This is a genomic window from Desulfobotulus sp. (assembly GCF_034006065.1).
Classification (GTDB): Bacteria; Desulfobacterota; Desulfobacteria; order Desulfobacterales; family ASO4-4; genus Desulfobotulus.
Window position 1 is genome coordinate 72,231 of record NZ_JAVETM010000005.1, and the last position, 17,437, is coordinate 89,667.

Consider the following 17,437-nt stretch of genomic DNA (forward strand, 5'->3'; position numbering starts at 1 on the left):
CGGTTTTCTCCCCCCCAGCCGGGATCCCTCCCGCAAGGGATCCCGGTTTTTCCCACCCCAGTTTTTCCCTGGGGGGATCGGAGGCCACGATGCACGAGGATTTGTTTTCCACACCGCGATGCTGGCAGAGTTTTTGGGTTCGGGACACAGCCCTTTTATTTCGGCTGGCCTCTCCCCTGGGACGTTTTTGCCGTCTTGGAGTGGTGGTTGTCTGGAGTTTTGGGAAAAATCCTCCGTCCCTTCCGGATACCTTTGGTCTGGTGAGGGATCCCGAAGCTGTGGCCTCCATTCTTTCTTTGCCTGTGGGAGCCAGGGTGCTGGGATTTATCCCGATTTCCCAGGCGGAAGCTGCGGATGGGTTCACGGAAAGGATGGCCACATGAGCGATGTCCGGGTGTCCTCCATCCCGGTATCCGGGGGAAAACAGATTCTGTGCATCCGCATTGAAGCCCAGGAGCGCCTCAATGCCCTGCGCCATGAAACCACCGCAGCCATTGGTGATGCCGTGCGCAGGGGCGACAAGGACCAGGATGTGGTGCTGATCTGGCTGGAAGGGGCTGGGGAACGCAGTTTTTGTGCAGGCGGGGATGTGCGTTCCCTCTCTTATGAATATCTCAGCGGCAATAAGGAAAAGGCTTTGTCCTTTTTCACAACGGAGTATCGGACGGATTATGCCATCCATATGGCCAAAACGCCTGTTCTGGGGTTCGCCCATGGCATTGTGATGGGCGGTGGCGTGGGGATACTGGCCGGATGTCGGCATAAGGTGCTGACCAGTGGGGCCACACTGGCCATGCCGGAGGTTTCCATTGGCCTTTTCCCCGATGTGGGAGCCACCTGGTTTTTAAACCGCATGCCCAGGGGCTGTGGGCGTCTTCTGGGGCTTGCGGGGTTCCGTATGGATGCTGCGGATGCCTGCTTTGTGGGACTGGGCGACCGGGTGGTGCGGGAAGAGGACAGGGAAGCCATCTTTGAAACCCTCTGCGGCCTGGATTGGAGCGGCCATCCGGAGCGGGACGCCCAGGCCGTGGACGCCGTTCTGGCCCACTTCGCCCTTCCCCTGGAAGCGGGGTTTCTGGCCAAAAAACCTGAGTGTCTGAGAAGTTTTGCCTTAGCACCGGATCCCGCAGCCTTTGGTGAGGCCCTGGAGGCTGCGGGAAGGCGGGAGCCGCATCTGGCAAAGGCGGCAAAAACCTTTGCGGATGCGAGTCCCTTCAGCATCCATCTTACCTGGAGACAGCTCAACGCAGGCCGACACCTGTCGCTGAAGCAGGCCTTCTGTCTGGAGCTGATTCTGGCGGCTCGATCCCTGGAACAAAAGGATTTCCATGAGGGCGTGCGGGCCCTCCTGGTGGAGAAGGATAACAGGCCACACTGGCAGGACGCCCATCTGGGAGCCGTGGATTCAGAGGTGATCCGCGGTTGTTTCATCCCCCCCTGGCCCGTGTTGCACCCCCTGAAGGATTTACCGGATCCTGCCCTGGCAGCCGGTTGGTCATAACTCCCAAAATCAAAAAAGGAATGGTCATGGAATTTAAGCATCTGATTTACGAGAAGGAAGAGGGGATCGCCCGCATCACCCTGAACCGGCCCAAGGCTCTGAACGCCCTGAACGCCGAACTCATCGCCGAACTTGACGGCCTGCTGGACACCTTGGCCAAGGACGGGGCGGTGCGCATGGTCCTGCTGACGGGTGCGGGAGACAAAGCCTTTGTGGCAGGTGCGGACATTTCTGAATTGGCCCATATGGATTCCTTTTCAGCACGGATTTTTGCAGAAGCGGGTCAGGGCATGATGGCAAAAATTGCCAACCTTCCCATGCCTGTGATGGCAGTGGTCAATGGTTTTGCCCTGGGCGGAGGCTGCGAGCTGGCTCTGGCCTGTGATTTTATTTACGCATCGGACAAGGCCCAGTTCGGCCTTCCCGAAGAAACCCTGGGCCTCATTCCCGGTTTCGGCGGTACCCAGCGGCTTGCTCGACGGGTGGGTGCGGCCATGGCCATGGAACTGATTTTCACAGCAAAACGTATCGGTGCGGAAGAGGCTCGCCAACTGGGGCTGGTGAACCGGGTCTTTCCCGCAGAGGAACTCATGGATGCCGCCATGAAAACGGCCAAAACCATTGCTTCCATGGGCCCTGCAGCCATTGCACTGGCCAAGATATCCGTACACAGGGGCGTGGACGTGGATCTGAGCGCTGGCTGCCACATGGAAAAGGAAGCTTTTGGTCTTTGTTTCGCAAGCCCGGATGCCAAAGAAGGCACCGGAGCTTTCCTTGAGAAGCGCAAAGCGGTTTTCAGCACAAGTCGTTAGTTTTTTTAGTTGTTTTATTTTCGGGGGAGAAAGTTTTGCGCAGGGCCCCTGTTTCATGGACGGATATTTGAATCCAAAGGAGAAATACCATGCAGGAAACGACCTTGTTCAATCGCTGGCTGGTGGTGGCGGGTGCCTGTCTCATGCAGGCCATTCTGGGCGCTGTTTATACATGGAGTCTTTTCAATGCCGCATTGGTTGAAAAATTCGGATGGGCGCGGGCGGATGTTGTCTTTACCTTCTCTGTGACCATGGTTTCATTTACCATCGCAGTTCTCGTGGCAGGCAGGGTGCAGGACAAACTTAAGCCGAGAAACGTAGCCATCGTGGGCGGTATCGTGGCGGGCTTTGGGGTGTTCCTTGCCGGTCAGGTGACCTCCATCATGGGGATGTACCTGACCTATGGTTTCATCACAGGTTTTGCCATGGGTGCTGTGTATGTGGTTCCCGTTGCCACCTGCGCCAAATGGTTCCCGGAAAAGCGTGGTTTCATTACCGGCCTTAACCTGGCTTTTGTGGGCGTCGGCGGTATGACCCTTAAGCCGGTTATTGTCTGGTTGATTGGCGGTGTGGGGGTTTCGGAGTCCTTCACTTACCTTGGCATCGCCTATGGCATTCTCATTGTCCTGGGTTCCCTTTTCATGGTGCAGCCCCCTGCGGGTTATGTTCCCAAGGGCTACACTCCACCCCAGGCCGGTGCTGCCCAGACCGGTAAGGTGGTGCAGTCCGCCAAGCAGTATCTGCCCTCTGAAATGGTCAAAACATCCCAGTTTTACGCCCTCCTTGTGATTTACGTCTGCGGGTGTGCCGCAGGTCTCATGGTTATCAGTATTGCCGCCAACATCGGTATGGAGCTTGTGGGCCTGACCCTCGCCCAGGCTGGTAACGCCGTTGTCACCATTTCCATGTTTAACGCCCTGGGCCGTTTCGGGTGGGGTGCCATCTCTGACCGCATCGGCAGGATGCAGTCCCTTGCTGTGATGTGCTGTGGCTTTGCCGTGATCATGCTCTTTATGTCCATGGCCCCCATGAATTACTTCACCTACCTGGTTTCAACCTGTATCGTGGGTTTCTGCTTTGGTGGCTACCTCTCCATCACGCCTTCTGTGGTTACGGACTGGTTCGGCACCAAGAACGTGGGCAACAACTATGGTCTTGTCTTCCTTTCCTACGGTGTGGCAGCCATGTTCGCTCCCCGCTTTGCCGTACAGATCGGCTATACCGCAGCCTTCATGATCGCAGCCGTTCTTTGCGCCATTGGTGCGGTTCTGGCCTTTACCACCCGGCCTCCCCGGCAGGAAGTACCTGCTGCAAAGGCTGTTCAGGGAGCCTGATCCCTTGGCGGAGTCTCAGGCCAGATAAAAAAACGGACATCGCGGTTGTATGAAATCCGGGGGCTGCAAGGCGGGAAAAGAATCCCCCTTGCAGCCCTTTTCATCTTTTATCCTGGCCGAGTCTTTGTTATAACCAATCGTTCATTTAGGTATCGTTTTGTTCAGTCCTGTTCTGCCTGGATTCTGTTTTCAATGAAAGGATTGTATATGAATGCCCTGGGTATCCGGTTCAAGATGGTTTCGGGAATTTCCCTGCTTCTGCTCCTTTTGTGTTTCATGGGAGGTTTTGGATATCAGCAGTTTGTCCGTGTGGTGCATTATGGGGATATCCATAATGGCGCAGGGGAGATTCGCGTGGGCATCCAGGATGCCAGACGTCATGAAAAGGATTATCTGCTTTTTAATGATGAAGCCCATTACCGTGAACTTCTCAATACCCTTGCAAAAATCGAGACCCAGGCCCTTGCTGTTCGGGAGATGGCAGGAGGCCAGGGACGGCTGGGTGGAGGGATTGCGGGGGTGTTGAACAGCGTGGCGGAATATCGCAAGGCTGCGGAAGCTCTGAAAGCGGGCAAGGAGACGAATCGGGCGATCACCACAAGACTGGCAGGGCTTGCCAATGAGATTGAAAAGCTCGCTGAAGAACGGGCCCTTGTGGCCGCAGGGGAGATCGCCCGGGAAGTGGGGCGGGCCGGAGGATCGGAAACGGAAAGGGACGCCATCCGAGGCGTGCGGGACACTGTGGCCATTGCCCATGGCCTTCTTGAGCATTTTCATGCCACAGGGCTCAGCCGGGAAAGGGCTTTTGCGGCTTTGCGGAGCATTCATTTCGGAGAGGGTCTCTATTTTTATGTGCTGGATGACCAGGGCTATTTTGCCATGCATGGGGTGGCCGCCAGTCTGGAGGGACGCCATGCGGATGTGTTCATTGATCCTGTGAGCGGCAATGCCTTTCTTGTGGATCTTCTGCATCAGACACGGGAAAAAGGAGAGGGGCTTGTGCATTACTCCTGGCCGGCTCCGGGTAATGCCGAGGTTCTGGAGAGAAAGATTGCCTATGCGCGGTATTTTGACCCCTGGAAGGTGAGTGTGGGCAGTATCATTCTCATTGATCAGGTGGATGAAAGGGCCGAAGCCTTTCAAAAGCTTGTGGCGGGGGGGCTCGGACGCTATGGTCAGGCGCGTGAAATGGAGATTCTCACCCTGAAAGCCCGGATGGCAGCCATGTATTATTACTACATGAATATGGGAGACGGCAGCGCTGTGCGGGAGTTTCTCTCGCAGGTGCGCAATACGCCGGGGGCTGGGCCTGAGATGGCGCGGGTGGTGGATGCCTACCTTGAGGGTTTTGGTCACTGGCAGGCGGCACGGCAGGGAGAGCGGGCCCTTCAGAATGACATCCAGAATGTGGCCAATGCGGGAACAGGGGCTGTGCAGACCGTGGCCCAGCGGGTGAATGGTTTTTATGCGAATGCCATCAATGGCGGAAAAAGGGGACTCGGGATTGCCGTTCTCCTGGGGCTCATTTCTGGTGGATGCATTGCAGCTTTTCTTCTGCGCGCCATTTCCCTGCCCATCCAGGCAACACGGAACATGCTTCAGGACATTGCCGAAGGGGAAGGGGATCTTACCCGACGTCTTGAGGTGCGCACCCAGGATGTTCTGGGACAGATGGCGGTGTGGTTCAACCGGTTTGCGGAACGGATCCGAAGTATGGTTGCGGAAATCGCAGGGCATGCGGGAGGGCTGGGACAGGCAGCGGAGAGTCTTTCCGGACATTCGCAGACCATGCGCAAAGAGGTGGAGCGCAGTCGTTTTCTCGCCAATGGTGTGGAAACCGCTGTGGTGGAAGCCAATGGAGACATGCAGACTGTGGCTGCGGCCATGGAACAGGCTTCCGCCAACCTCGCCATGGTGGCGGCTTCCAGTGAGGAGATGACGGCCACCATTTCAGAGATCGCCATCAATGCCTCCAAGGCGAGGGAAATTTCCGAGAAAGCCGTTGGGCGTGGCGCTCTGGCCGTGGAGCGCATGACCGGCTTGGGGGTGGCGGCTCGGGGGATTGATAAGGTCACCGAAGCCATAGAGGATATTTCAAGCCAGATCAACCTCCTGGCCCTGAACGCCACCATAGAGGCGGCGCGGGCGGGAGAGGCGGGTAAGGGCTTTGCCGTAGTGGCGGGGGAGATCAAGGAGCTGGCCCGGCAGACGGGGGATTCCACGCGGGAGATCAAGGCCAGGATTGAGGAGATTCAGACCAGTACCCAGAGCGCGGAAGGGGAAATCCGGGCTGTGGGCGAAGTGCTTTCAGAGGTGGAGCGCATTGTCAGCACCATTGCCTCCGCAGTGGAGGAGCAGTCCGCTTCCATGCGGGAGATGGCTTCCAATATCTCCCAGGCGGCCCAGGGCATCGGAGGAGTGAATGAGCGGGTCTCGGCCACATCGGAACGGACGGATAAGATTGCAAAAGACATGCGCACCATGGGAGAAGCGGTGCAGTCCATGGACAGGAGCAGTGATAAGGTCCGTGAACAGGCCCAGGCCCTTTCCAGTCTGGCTGCGGATCTGAAAACCATGGTAGGGCGTTTTCGCACTTAGGCCGTTTCCGGGTCTGTCTGTTTTTTTAAAGGAAAAAAGGTCCAGAGCCGGGAAGTCTCGATAAAATTGGACCTTTTTTAAGCATGTTATGCAGGAAAATCGATCAGGGATATCCGCGCATCCCCTCAGCGGGATGTGCGGATATTGCGATTTCAGGGGTATTTTCTTGCATTTTTGTGGTGTCTGGGCTTTTATACCCCTATGTGTAAACCTTGTTTTTTGATATGAATTTCTTTTCAAGAATGGGATGCGGGTTCATACGGCTCAGATAAAGGCTTTTTTATGGGGAGGGGATGGAGTTCAAGATGACAGAACATGCGATGCTGGAGGAAAGGCCTATGGGGGGCGGGAAAAATATCTTCAGTGACAAAACCGCAAAGGGATGGCGCCATGAACTTGGCAGGCTCAACGAGCTGGTGACCCTCTTGCGGCGGTGTAATCATGCGCTTTTCCATGCCAGTGATGAACACTATCTCCTGCGGGAGGTCTGCATGGCCCTGGTGGCCATAGGGGGCTATCGTCTCTGTTGGGTGGGTTATGGGGAGGACAATCCCGGACGCACGATCCGTGTTGTGGCTTCCTGGGGGGATGGGGACGGCTATCTGGAAAGCGTCAAGGTATCCTGGGGAGATACGGGACCGGGGACGGAGTCGCCTACGGCCACAGCCATCCGGACAGGTCGGCCCTATCGGCGACAGCACCTGAACCGCAGAGAGGGCGCGTTCACGGCGCCGTGGCAGGCGGCGGCTCAGGCACGGGGATTCGGATCGGTTCTGAGTCTGCCCCTGGAAGTGGTGGAGGGGCAGCGTCCTATGGGAGGTTTTACCTTTTACGCGGAGGATCCCGAAGGCTTTTCTGATGCGGAGGTGGCCCTTTTATCGGATCTGGCCACGGATGTGGCCAGTGGCATCGCCCATCTGCATGAAAGACTGGAGCGCTCCAGGATTGAAGAAGCCCTGCGCGTGGCCGAAGCCCGCTATTCCGGTGTTCTGGAGAATACGGGCACAGGCACCATTCTCATTGAAAATGATGAATTTATTCGTTTTTGCAATGCCACCTTTGAAAAGATGACAGGGTATACCCGCGAAGAAATTCTTGGTCGGAAAAAATGGTCGGATTTTGTGGTGCCCGAAGACGCCAAGCGCATGGAAAACTACCATGTATGGCGACGTACGGAGCCCGGTCGAGCGCCTTCCGTATACGAATGCCAGATGATAGACCGGGAAGGCCGGGTCAAGGATATTCTCATGAAGGTGGGGATGGTGGAAGGCACCCTCATGAGTGTGGCTTCTTTCATGGATATTACGGAAGCCAAGAGGGCAAGGAATCTTCTGCATGAGCGGGAAGCCCAGTTGACGGCCATCGTAAATCATCTTCCAGGGCCGGTTTTTGTCCGGGACGTGAAGGGGCGCATCCTGTTTGCCAACCGTCGGATGGTGGAACAGACGGGCTACAATCCCGAGGGAGAATACTGTTACAATATTTTTTACCAGCGAAGGGCTCCTTGCGCGGACTGCCCCGTATCCCGGGTTTTTGCGGGTGAGACCGTGAGAAAGGAGGTTTTTTTCCCAAAAGAAGGGCGATGGTATGAGGTGGTCTACGCGCCCATAGCCGCCTTTGACGGTACGGTGGGGCGTATCCAGGCCGTGTTTATGGATATCACGGAGCGTAAATCCGCGGAATCCGCCCTCATGGTCCGGGAAGAAAATCTGCGGGAAGAAAACCGGAGGCTCCGGTCTGCCATCCGGGATCGTGTGTCCTTTGGGGGACTTGTGGGAAAAAGTCAGGTGATGCAGGATGTGTATGAACGTATCCTGAAAGCCGCAGGGGGGAACAGCAGCGTCATCATTTATGGGGAATCCGGAACGGGTAAGGAACTGACCGCCCGCGCTATCCACGATATGAGCGATCGGGTGCGGGGTCCCTTTGTTCCTGTGAACTGCGGAGCCATCAATGAAAATCTGGCGGAAAGTGCTTTTTTTGGTCACAAGAAAGGAGCTTTCACCGGAGCAGATCGAGATCGCCAGGGGTACATGGCAGCGGCCGACGGCGGCACACTCTTTCTCGATGAAATCGGCGAGATTCCTCTGAGCATGCAGATCAAGCTTCTGCGGGCCCTGGATGGAGCGGGGTTCACACCCGTGGGAGGTACGGAGGTGCTGAGGCCGGACATCCGGGTGATCGCGGCCACCAACCGCAATCTCTATGATCTCTTACGGGAAAACCGGATGCGGGAGGATTTTTTCTACAGAATCCACATTGTTCCCATCCGTCTGCCCGCCCTGCGGGATCGCAAGGAAGATCTTCCCCTTCTGATTGATCATTTTTTTAAAAAATATGGTGTGGGAAGGGTGCTGCCCCCTGTTACGGGAAAATTGCTGGAAGCCTTTTCCAGCCACGCCTGGCCGGGCAATGTGCGGGAGCTGCAGAATGCCATTCAGCGCTATCTCTCTTTGGATCGTCTCGATTTTCTCGGAGAACGGGAAGGCGCTCCTGAGGAAGAAAGGGGGGACATGGCGCTGGTCTCCCGCGTGGAGGATTATGAGAAAAAACTCATCGTGGAAGCCCTTCACCGCCACCACTGGCACCGGGAAAACGCCGCAGACAGCCTGGGCATCCATAGAAAGACGCTTTTTACCAAAATGAAAAAATATGGATTGCTCACCGATGGCGCGTGATCAGGGGAGGGCTGTGTACTTCTTCAGGAGGGAGGCTCGCTGAAAGGGAGGGGCTTTCGTAAGGAGTGAGGTGTTGCATACCCCATGGTTCCCCAAGGCCCTGGGTCTTGGGAGTCCTGAGGTCTGGGGCAGCCATGGGGCGCAGAACGACAAATGACGATTTTTGATTCAAAGCATGAAACAAGGTGGAAGCGTCCGTCTTTCTCTTTTTAAGCAATTTCCGGGATTCAGCAGGAAATTCCGGAAAGCGCCCGCTCAATCAGGGCCAGCTGCTGGGGATCCTGGGCCATGACGGCAAAGCCTATGGGATTGCCACGCTCTTTTTTTCCTTCCTCTTTTCCGCTTTCCTGCCGGGCCTTATCCCGGGTTTCCGATGCATACATGGAAATTTTTTCTCCTTTGGTGTAGGTTTCCTGCTTCGCCATGCTCCTTGGTGGGTCTGACCTGACCCCATGGCGACCACTGTCCTCGGGCTTTGCCAGGACAGGCTTTCCCTTTATCCCGTTGCGGGTTTCACATCAAGCCAGGAACAGGGATCAGGAAGGGGGAGCCTTGTTTTTCTTTACCCAACTTTACTTGACCTTCCTCCGGATCTGAAAGAAAGCCTGATTAAGGGTCAACAAGGGTCTTTGCAAGAAAAAATGGATGCCTTATGAAAGATACAGATGGAAAAGCCAGAAAGCCTGGGATGGATGCGCTCTTCCATACCCATGAGGAGATTGTTGACTGTCTCCGGCGTGCGGGGAAAACCCTTGGAGAGAATTTTATCTCTCCCGCCTGCCTTGACCTCATGGCTGGTCGGTTTACGGGCTATGGTCCTGGTGTTTTTCTTTCCTGCGTTTTTACTCCCCAGCGCTCCTTTGCCAATCCCCTGGGTTTTGTGCAGGGAGGAATGCTCATGGCGGCTTTTGATAATGTCTTTGGCCCCTTTTCCATCCTGGAGTCCGGGCTGGCTGCGGTCACCCTGGAGCTGAACGCCAGCTTTTTAAGACCCTTGCCCGTGGGCGATGGTCCCTTTGAGATCGGTGTCCGTTTGGTAGAAAAATCGAGGGGTTTTCTTGTGATGGAAGGAGAGGCCCGAACAGCCGGGAAGGCCCTGGCTGCCAGGGCGTATACGCGGATGTTTTTTGTGGGGGAAGTTCGGTGATGGGGTTTGCTAAGGCCCATGTTTCAAAAAAGGGGAAAGGGCTTTCATACCGTGACCTGGGATTTGCCTGGTTGTGCGGGATCTTGCTTTTTGCCTGCGGCCGGACCCAGCCTCAGATGCCGGAAATCTCCCAGACCCTCTTGGAGACGCCCTATGCGGGGCAGGCAACCTGGGAGGGCGGGGAGCATCCTCCGGAGGGGAGTCTGTGGTGGGAGAGTTTCGGGAGCAGGGAACTCAATGCCCTTGTGGCCGAAGCCCTTGCCCATAACCTTGAAATCCGGGAAGCCATGGCCCGTCTGGATGCGGCTGCGGCGGCGTGGGATGCGGACACTTCCGCATTCTGGCCGGAATTCACCCTGAGTGCGGAGGTAGGGCAACAAAGACTTAAGGACAGTGAAACCGGCAGGACCCGTACGGTGGAGCGCTATGGCCTTCAGATGGGAGCCAGCTATGAGGTGGACCTCTGGGGGCGGGTGGCTGCGGCGGAGGCTGCGGAGGGAGAACGCTTCCGGGCCACAGCCGAAGATCTTGAAAGTCTTTCCATGACTGTGGCGGCAACGATGGTGGAAATCTGGACCTCCCACCAGCAGACCCTGGCCCTCCTTGGCCTGGTGGAACGTCAGCTTGGGGAGGAAGAAGCCCTCCTGTCCATTGAGGAAGCCCGCTTTGCCCAGGGGCTGGCTTCTGCCCTGGATGTGCTGCAACAACGGGAGGTTCTCCTCAGCATGCGTTCCCGTCTGCCGGAGCTCCGGGCGGATTTGCGCATGCAGGCCCATCGCATGGCCCTGCTGACGGCAAAATCTCCCTCTTCCTTTCTTCCCTTGTCCCCTGACATTCCCCAGGCATTGTGGACCCTGCCCACCTTGCCGGAGCCTGGCCTGCCCCTGGAGCTTCTGGAAAAAAGACCGGATATCCGTGCGGCAAAGGCCAGGGTCATGGCGGCAGGCTGGGACAGCGCTGCTGCGGAAGCCCTGCGACTGCCCAGGATCAGCCTTTCCGGTAAAGGGGGATTCAGTGCGGCGGGCCTGCATCTTCTCGGCCAGGGTTGGCTTCTGGATGCGGCTGCGGGCATGGTTCTGCCGGTTTTTGATGGGGGAGGGAGACGGGCCGATGTGCGGCGTACCCAAGCCCTGCTCCGGGAAAGACTAGGGGCCTATGAGCGTGCTGTGCTGACGGCGGTGGGGGAGGTGGAGGATGCCCTGGTGCAGGAAGTCCGGCAGCAGGCGCTTTTACGGGAAACGGAGCTGCGGCTGGATGCGGCCCGCATAACCCTGGAAGAGGCCTTGAGGCGGTATGCCTGGGGGGGAGACAATTTTGACGCCGTACTGGCGGCGCGCAGCCGGATTCGGGATCTGGAGGAGAGGCGTGTCTCCCAGAAGGCGGGGCAGGCTCAGGCCCGCATTGGTCTGCACCGGGCCCTGGGCGGGTGGTGGGAATGAGGGTATCCTTTTGCTTTTTGGTAATCAGATTATTTTTTAGCGGATCCGGGTTTGTGAAGACGCAGGATGTGGCAAAGGATTGATGGCATCGGGCACTGGAAATGGAGTTTTTATGACCGCAGCACAGCCCCCCTCCCATGAAAAGCCTCCGGCTTTCCGCAAACCCTTGTGGGTGAATCTTGTGATTCCCCTTTTGCTCCTGGGGCTTGGCGCAGGGGTGGGAAAATATTTTCTTGATACCCGGCCTAAGGCTGAAAGACGACCTGTGGCTGCGCCAGCGCCCCTGGTTCTTGTCCTTCCCATGGAAAAAACAGAGGCTGAGGAGCGTTTGCGGCTGATGGGAACGGTGAAGGCGGAAAGGGAGGCGGAAATCCGAAGCCCTGTGAGCGGAACCCTTTTGCGCGTGGGTAAGAATTTCTACCCCGGCGGCCATGTGGCCCAAGGTGAGCTTCTCGTGCTTGTGGACCCTGCGGATTATGAGATTGCCCTGGATCGTGCGCGGGCCGCCCTGGAGCGGGCCCGGGCGGATCTGGCCCTGGAAAGGGGGCGGGCGGCCATGGCGGAAGCCGAGGTGAAAACCTTAAAAAACCTTACGGGAGAGGCTTTTATACCCACGGACCTGGCTTTACGCAAACCCCAGTTGCAGCAGATGGAGGCAAGCCTTGCCTCCGTCCAGGCGGATTTTGATCTGGCGGAGCTGCAACTGGCCCGCACCCGTGTAACCGCCCCCTTTGCCGCCGTACTGACCCAGCGTCAGGTCATGGCAGGAAGCCGGGTTTCCACGGGAGAAGCCCTGGCCACCCTGGTGGGGAAGGATCGCTTCTGGATTGAAGGACGTCTTCCCCTGGAGCGCGTGGGGTTTGTGCGGGAAGAAGGACATCCCCAGGGCGCTTCCAGGGCCTGGATCCATACGGGTTCCGGACTTCGGGAAGGGTATGTTTTCCGGATTCTTCCGGATCTTTCGGAGAATGCCCGCATGGCCCGGATTCTGGTGGTGGTGGAAGATCCCCTGGGCCTTTTGGAAAAGGAGCCTTCCCTTTTTCTGGGGGACTACCTGTCTTTGGAGGTGGAAGGCCGACGGTTTGAGGAGGGTTTCCTTGTGCCCCACGGGGCTTTACGGGACGGAGACCGGATCTGGGTGGTGGACGGGGAAAAGCGTTTGCGCATGGTGGCGGTGACTTCTCTTTTCAGTGATGAAGGGGGGGTGTATGTGAAGGCGGATCTGGATGAAGGCAGCCTGCTTGTTGTATCGGATCTGGGTCTGGCCGTGGAGGGCATGGCGGTGGAAAAGGAATGGGCGGATCCGGCTTTTGAAGACTCTGCCGTTTCCGGGGAAAAGGACTGAACCATGGAGAGGGAAATCCGGGGTCCCATTGCATGGATGACCCGTAACCATGTGGCCGCCAACCTGCTCATGCTCCTTTGCATGGTGGGAGGACTTGTGCTGTTCCGGGGCATCAAGCAGGAGGTTTTTCCGGATTTTTCCCTGGGTACGGTGACGGTTTCCGTGGCGTACCCAGGTGCAGGGCCCGAAGAGGTGGAACAGGGCATCCTCCTGGCCCTGGAAGAGGCTGTTCAGGGTCTTGAGGGAGTTGCGAAATATACCGCCCTGGCTTCGGAAGGCATGGGAAGTGTGCAGGTTGAAACCGTGGAAGGCACGGACATCAACCGGTTTTCCCAGGATGTGCAGCGGGAGGTGGACAGAATCTCCACCTTTCCCGAAGGCGCGGAAACCCCCCGCATTGTGGTGGATGCCCGGATCCGGGAAGTGATCTCCGTGGCGGTTGCCGGTCCCCAGGGAGAAGGGGTGCTCCGGGAGGCGGCGGAACAGCTCCGGGAGCGTCTTTTGCAGGAAGAGGGCATTACCCAGGTGAGCCTTGAGGGTGTGCGGGATCACGAGATCGCTGTGCTGATCTCGGAAAGGGCTCTGCGGCGTTACGGATTAACCCTGGAAGGCGTAGCCCGCCGCCTGGCGGAAGCATCCGTGGAGATGGGAGGGGGACGTCTGGATACCCGCGGCGGAGAAATCCTTTTGCGGATGAAAGACAGGCGCTACAGGGCTTCGGACTACCGGGATCTGGGCATTGTGACCCTTGAAGACGGATCCAGGGTGCTGCTCGGGGATATCGCCCGGGTGGAGGAAACCTTTGAGGATACGGATGTCCGGGCTTTTTTCAATGGTCATCCTGCGGTGATGGTGAATGTCAATCGGGTGGGAGCGGAAACGCCCATTGCTGTGGCAAAAACCACGCGCAAGGTGCTGGAAGATTACAGCCTCTCCCTGCCCCAGGGCATGGGCGTGCATGTGGTGCGGGATTTTTCCGAGGTTTTTCAGCAGCGGGCGGATCTTCTTTTGCGCAATGCCGGTCTTGGGCTTCTCATTGTCTTTGCCTGCCTTGCCCTTTTCCTTGAAATCCGCCTTGCCTTCTGGGTAAGCCTTGGGATTCCCATCAGTTTTCTCGGCTCCTTTCTTTTTCTGCCCATGACGGATTTTTCCATCAACATGGTGACCATGTTTGCCTTCATCGTTACTCTCGGCATTGTGGTGGATGACGCCATCGTGGTGGGGGAGAATGTCTACTCCCTTCGGCAGCGGGGGCTTGGGTTTCTGGAAGCCTCCATCCTGGGCGCGAGAGAAATGGCCGTTCCCGTGACCTTCAGCGTTCTCACCAACATTGTGGCCTTTTTGCCCATGGCCTTTGTGCCGGGTATGCTGGGCCGGATGTTCGGTTCCCTGCCTGTGGTGGTGGCTGCGGTTTTTGCGGTCTCCCTCATCGAAAGCCTTTTCATTCTTCCTGCCCATCTGGGGCATCAGCGTCGCAGTGCGGGGGTTCTGGGCCGATTTTCCGCCTTTCAGGAAATGTTCAGCCAGGGGCTGATCCGCCTGATCAATGGATTATACGGTCCCCTGCTTTCCCGTTGCCTGGCCCATCGTTATATCGTCCTGGCCGCAGGGCTTGGTATACTTTTCGCCACCCTGGGCTATGTGAGAAGCGGACGCATGGGGCTTGAGCTTTTTCCAAGGATTGAATCGGATTTTGCTTTTTGTGAAGCCATGATTCCCTTTGGATCCGCAAGGGAAAGGGCAACGGAGGTGCATGACCGCCTGGTGGGCTCCGCAGGAAAGCTGGTGGCCCAGTCCGGCGGAGAAACCTTGTCTCTGGGTATTTTTTCCCGTATTCAGGAAAATGCCATACAGGTGAGGATTTACCTGACCCCGCCCGATGTGCGGCCTGTGAGTACGGCGGCGCTTGTGAGAAAGTGGCGGGCTGACGTGGGAAATCTTGCAGGTCTTGACACCATTTCCTTTCAGTCGGACAGGGGAGGCCCCGGATCGGGCAAGGCGCTCACCGTGGAGCTTTCCCACAGGGATATCCGGACCCTGGAGACCGCAGCCCGGCATCTGGCTGAAGATCTCAAGGATTTTCCCCTGATCAGTGATGTGGATGACGGAACGGCCAGGGGAAAACGGCAGCTGGATTTTACCATGCGGCCGGAAGGCGAGCGCCTGGGGCTGACGGCAAGGGAGGTGGCAAGGCAGGTGCGCAGTGCCTTTCAGGGCGTGGAGGCCCTGCGGTTTCAGCGGGGTCGCAGTGAAGTGACGGTGCGAGTCCGTCTGCCTGGGGAAGAACGCCTGCGCCTGGAGCATCTGGAGGATCTTATCCTGAGAACGCCCAGCGGCAGTGAGGTGCTTTTGCGGGATGTGGTGCGTCTGGAAAGCGGAAGGGCGTATACGGAAATCCGGAGAAGGGGGGGGCGGCGTGTACTCACCGTGGCGGCGGATGTGACCCCGGCCTGGCGCACAGGGGAGGTGATGCAGGCATTGAGGACGGATGTGATCCCGGAGCTTCAGTACCGCTACCCCGGATTGTCCGTCAGCTTTGAAGGTCGTCAGGCGGATATGCAGGAGAGCACCCAGCGTCTTTTTCAGGGACTCTTTCTGGCCATGCTGGCCATCTACGCCCTTCTCGCTGTGCCTTTTAAAAGTTATTTCCAGCCTTTGATCATCATGTGCTGCATTCCTTTCGGTCTTGTGGGCGCCATATTGGGGCATCTTCTGATGGGCTACGCCCTTTCCATGATGAGTCTTTTCGGCATGGTGGCGCTCTGTGGGGTGGTGGTCAACGGGGCCCTTGTGATGATAGACCTTGCCAACCGCAGAAGACTTGAGGGGGTGGATACGCTGCCTGCCATATGGGAGGCGGGGGTTTCCCGTTTCCGGCCCATCCTGCTTACCACCCTGACCACCTTCGGCGGCCTGGCCCCCATGATCTTTGAGACCTCAAGGCAGGCCCGGTTTCTGATTCCCATGGCCATCAGCCTGGGTTTCGGTATTCTGTTTGCCTCCATGATCACCCTGATTCTTGTGCCTTCCTTTTACATGATCCTGGAGGACATTGCTGCTTTCTTCCGGCGGAAAAAACCGGATCTTCATTAAACCGGGTCTTCGTTTTCCATATCTTCCTCGGTGACCACCTGATCCCTGCCGTTTTTCTTGGCTTTATAGAGCAAGGCGTCCACGCGGCAGAGAAGGTATTCCGCCGTATCATCGGGTTTGAACTCACAGACCCCGATACTGGCGGAAAGCCGCCAGGGAACGGGTCTGGGGAGTTTCAGGTTTTCCTTGAAGCCCAGGCGTAAAGACTCTGCGAGTACGCGGGCGCCCTTGAGATCCGTATCCGGCAGGATGATCAAAAATTCCTCTCCGCCGATGCGCGCGGCAAGATCTGAAGAACGCAGGCGTTTTTCAATGTTTTTGGCGGTAAGCTGTAAAATGGCATCCCCCCTGGGATGGCCGAAGGTATCGTTGACGTTTTTGAAATGATCCAGGTCCATCATGAGCAGGGAAAGGGGCTGCCCCGTGCGTCTGGAGCGGGCTATGGCGCGTTCCAGGCTCAAAAGGGCCTGTCTGCGGTTGGCGAGGCCCGTGAGGGCGTCGGTGCCAGCCAGGGTGAAGAGGGCGTGCTTTTCCTGTTCCTGCCGTTTCACAGCCTTGGCCAGGGCGTGGGTGAGAAAGGTGAAAAAAGCGAAGATGAGAAGGCCGATGCCAAGGGAAATTCTCTCATACTGCCACCATTCCCTGAAAATCTCATTTCTGGCCAGGGAAACCCAGGCAAAGAGGGGATAGGGTTCAATGCGCTGAAAGGCGAGAATTCTTGGAATGCCATCAAGCCCTGTACTGTTGAAGGTTTCGAGATCCGTAAAGTTCATGCGGCCGGGGGCAAGGTGCGCCATGCGGCCCACGTGGGCTTCGTGGTCTGGGATACGGATGAGAATCTGACCCTGATCCATGATGAGGCCGGCCGTGCCCAAAGGGGGCAGGAGAATGGATGTGTAGCGCTGGCGCAGGTGGTCAAGGTCAATGAGGGCGGCGAGGATATAGCGAAGATGCCCCTCTGGGCTGTAAATTCCCTGGGAAATGGCAAAAAACCAGCCCTGGCCTTCCACCCGGGATTGTAAGGGCGGACTGATGGCCATGTCTTTTTGGGGATGTTCATGGTGGACGCGGACATAGGGTCGGTCACGGATGTCCGGGGCAGGGGCGTCCACGCCCCAGTGGAGGATACGGCCTTCAGGATCAATGACCAGAAGATTCATCAGATAGGGTTCATCCTGGCAGAGCCGCTGAATCTGTGAGGAAAGATTGATGCACCGTGGGCTCTGGCCTTCCGTCTCACAGGCTTCCAGGGTAAGGGAGAGGCCTTTGAAGAAGATTTTAATCCCCGCAAGTTGCTGGGTGGAGCTGAGGGCGAGGAGTCGGCTCAGCTCCAGGGCCTTTTTTTCCGCCCCCCTGAGCTTGGTCTGGTAATGGAGAAAGGCGTTGCCTGTCATGAGCAGGGCTGTGATCAGCATGGCGGAAATTCCAAGACCATAGACAAGGGTCCGGGGATTTCGACTTTGTGCAAAAAAGAGCATGGCGGCACCGCA

At 57.3% G+C, this 17,437-nt stretch carries 12 protein-coding genes; 10 read left to right on the top strand and 2 right to left on the bottom strand.

The features are described from left to right. Positions 1-89: 89 nt before the first annotated feature. From RBR60_RS03870 to RBR60_RS03895, 6 genes are all read left to right on the top strand, one after another. On the top strand, positions 90-383 hold the full coding sequence (locus RBR60_RS03870) for a hypothetical protein (protein ID WP_320354561.1): 294 nt from the start codon (positions 90-92) through the stop codon (positions 381-383). After that, positions 380-1,501 (top strand): enoyl-CoA hydratase/isomerase family protein, encoded by a 1,122-nt coding sequence (locus RBR60_RS03875; protein WP_320354562.1) that lies wholly within the window; start codon positions 380-382, stop codon positions 1,499-1,501. The genes RBR60_RS03870 and RBR60_RS03875 overlap by 4 nt, the downstream gene beginning before the upstream one ends. Before the next feature lie 26 nt (positions 1,502-1,527). Then, the gene (locus RBR60_RS03880) at positions 1,528-2,313 is read left to right on the top strand and encodes an enoyl-CoA hydratase-related protein (protein WP_320354563.1); all 786 of its coding nucleotides are present in this window, start codon (positions 1,528-1,530) and stop codon (positions 2,311-2,313) included. A gap of 89 nt (positions 2,314-2,402) precedes the next feature. Further along, positions 2,403-3,647 carry an OFA family MFS transporter gene (locus RBR60_RS03885; protein WP_320354564.1) on the top strand — a complete coding sequence of 415 codons (1,245 nt, stop codon included), beginning with the start codon at positions 2,403-2,405 and terminating at the stop codon, positions 3,645-3,647. A gap of 207 nt (positions 3,648-3,854) precedes the next feature. Further along, the gene (locus tag RBR60_RS03890) at positions 3,855-6,245 is read left to right on the top strand and encodes a methyl-accepting chemotaxis protein (RefSeq protein ID WP_320354565.1); all 2,391 of its coding nucleotides are present in this window, start codon (positions 3,855-3,857) and stop codon (positions 6,243-6,245) included. A 305-nt stretch (positions 6,246-6,550) separates the two neighbouring features. Continuing rightward, entirely contained in the window at positions 6,551-8,923 is a 2,373-nt protein-coding gene (locus tag RBR60_RS03895; RefSeq protein WP_320354566.1) for a sigma 54-interacting transcriptional regulator, read from the top strand. Between the two features lie 227 nt (positions 8,924-9,150). Here RBR60_RS03895 and RBR60_RS03900 read toward each other — a convergent pair whose 3' ends face one another. Next, positions 9,151-9,348 carry a hypothetical protein gene (locus RBR60_RS03900; protein WP_320354567.1) on the bottom strand — a complete coding sequence of 66 codons (198 nt, stop codon included), beginning with the start codon at positions 9,346-9,348 and terminating at the stop codon, positions 9,151-9,153. A gap of 227 nt (positions 9,349-9,575) precedes the next feature. Between RBR60_RS03900 and RBR60_RS03905 the strand changes: the two genes are divergently transcribed. The 4 genes from RBR60_RS03905 to RBR60_RS03920 all read left to right on the top strand — a co-directional run bounded on the left by RBR60_RS03905 (position 9,576) and on the right by RBR60_RS03920 (position 15,947). Then, positions 9,576-10,070 (top strand): PaaI family thioesterase, encoded by a 495-nt coding sequence (locus tag RBR60_RS03905; RefSeq protein ID WP_320354568.1) that lies wholly within the window; start codon positions 9,576-9,578, stop codon positions 10,068-10,070. Between the two features lie 116 nt (positions 10,071-10,186). After that, on the top strand, positions 10,187-11,509 hold the full coding sequence (locus RBR60_RS03910) for an efflux transporter outer membrane subunit (RefSeq protein WP_320354569.1): 1,323 nt from the start codon (positions 10,187-10,189) through the stop codon (positions 11,507-11,509). Between the two features lie 112 nt (positions 11,510-11,621). After that, complete coding sequence (locus tag RBR60_RS03915; protein ID WP_320354570.1) at positions 11,622-12,854, top strand: efflux RND transporter periplasmic adaptor subunit; 1,233 nt, start codon at positions 11,622-11,624, stop codon at positions 12,852-12,854. A gap of 3 nt (positions 12,855-12,857) precedes the next feature. Beyond that, positions 12,858-15,947 carry an efflux RND transporter permease subunit gene (locus RBR60_RS03920; protein WP_320354571.1) on the top strand — a complete coding sequence of 1,030 codons (3,090 nt, stop codon included), beginning with the start codon at positions 12,858-12,860 and terminating at the stop codon, positions 15,945-15,947. Here the strand turns inward: RBR60_RS03920 and RBR60_RS03925 are convergent. Beyond that, entirely contained in the window at positions 15,944-17,425 is a 1,482-nt protein-coding gene (locus tag RBR60_RS03925; protein WP_320354572.1) for a sensor domain-containing diguanylate cyclase, read from the bottom strand. The genes RBR60_RS03920 and RBR60_RS03925 overlap by 4 nt on opposite strands. Between the last annotated feature and the right edge of the window lie 12 nt (positions 17,426-17,437).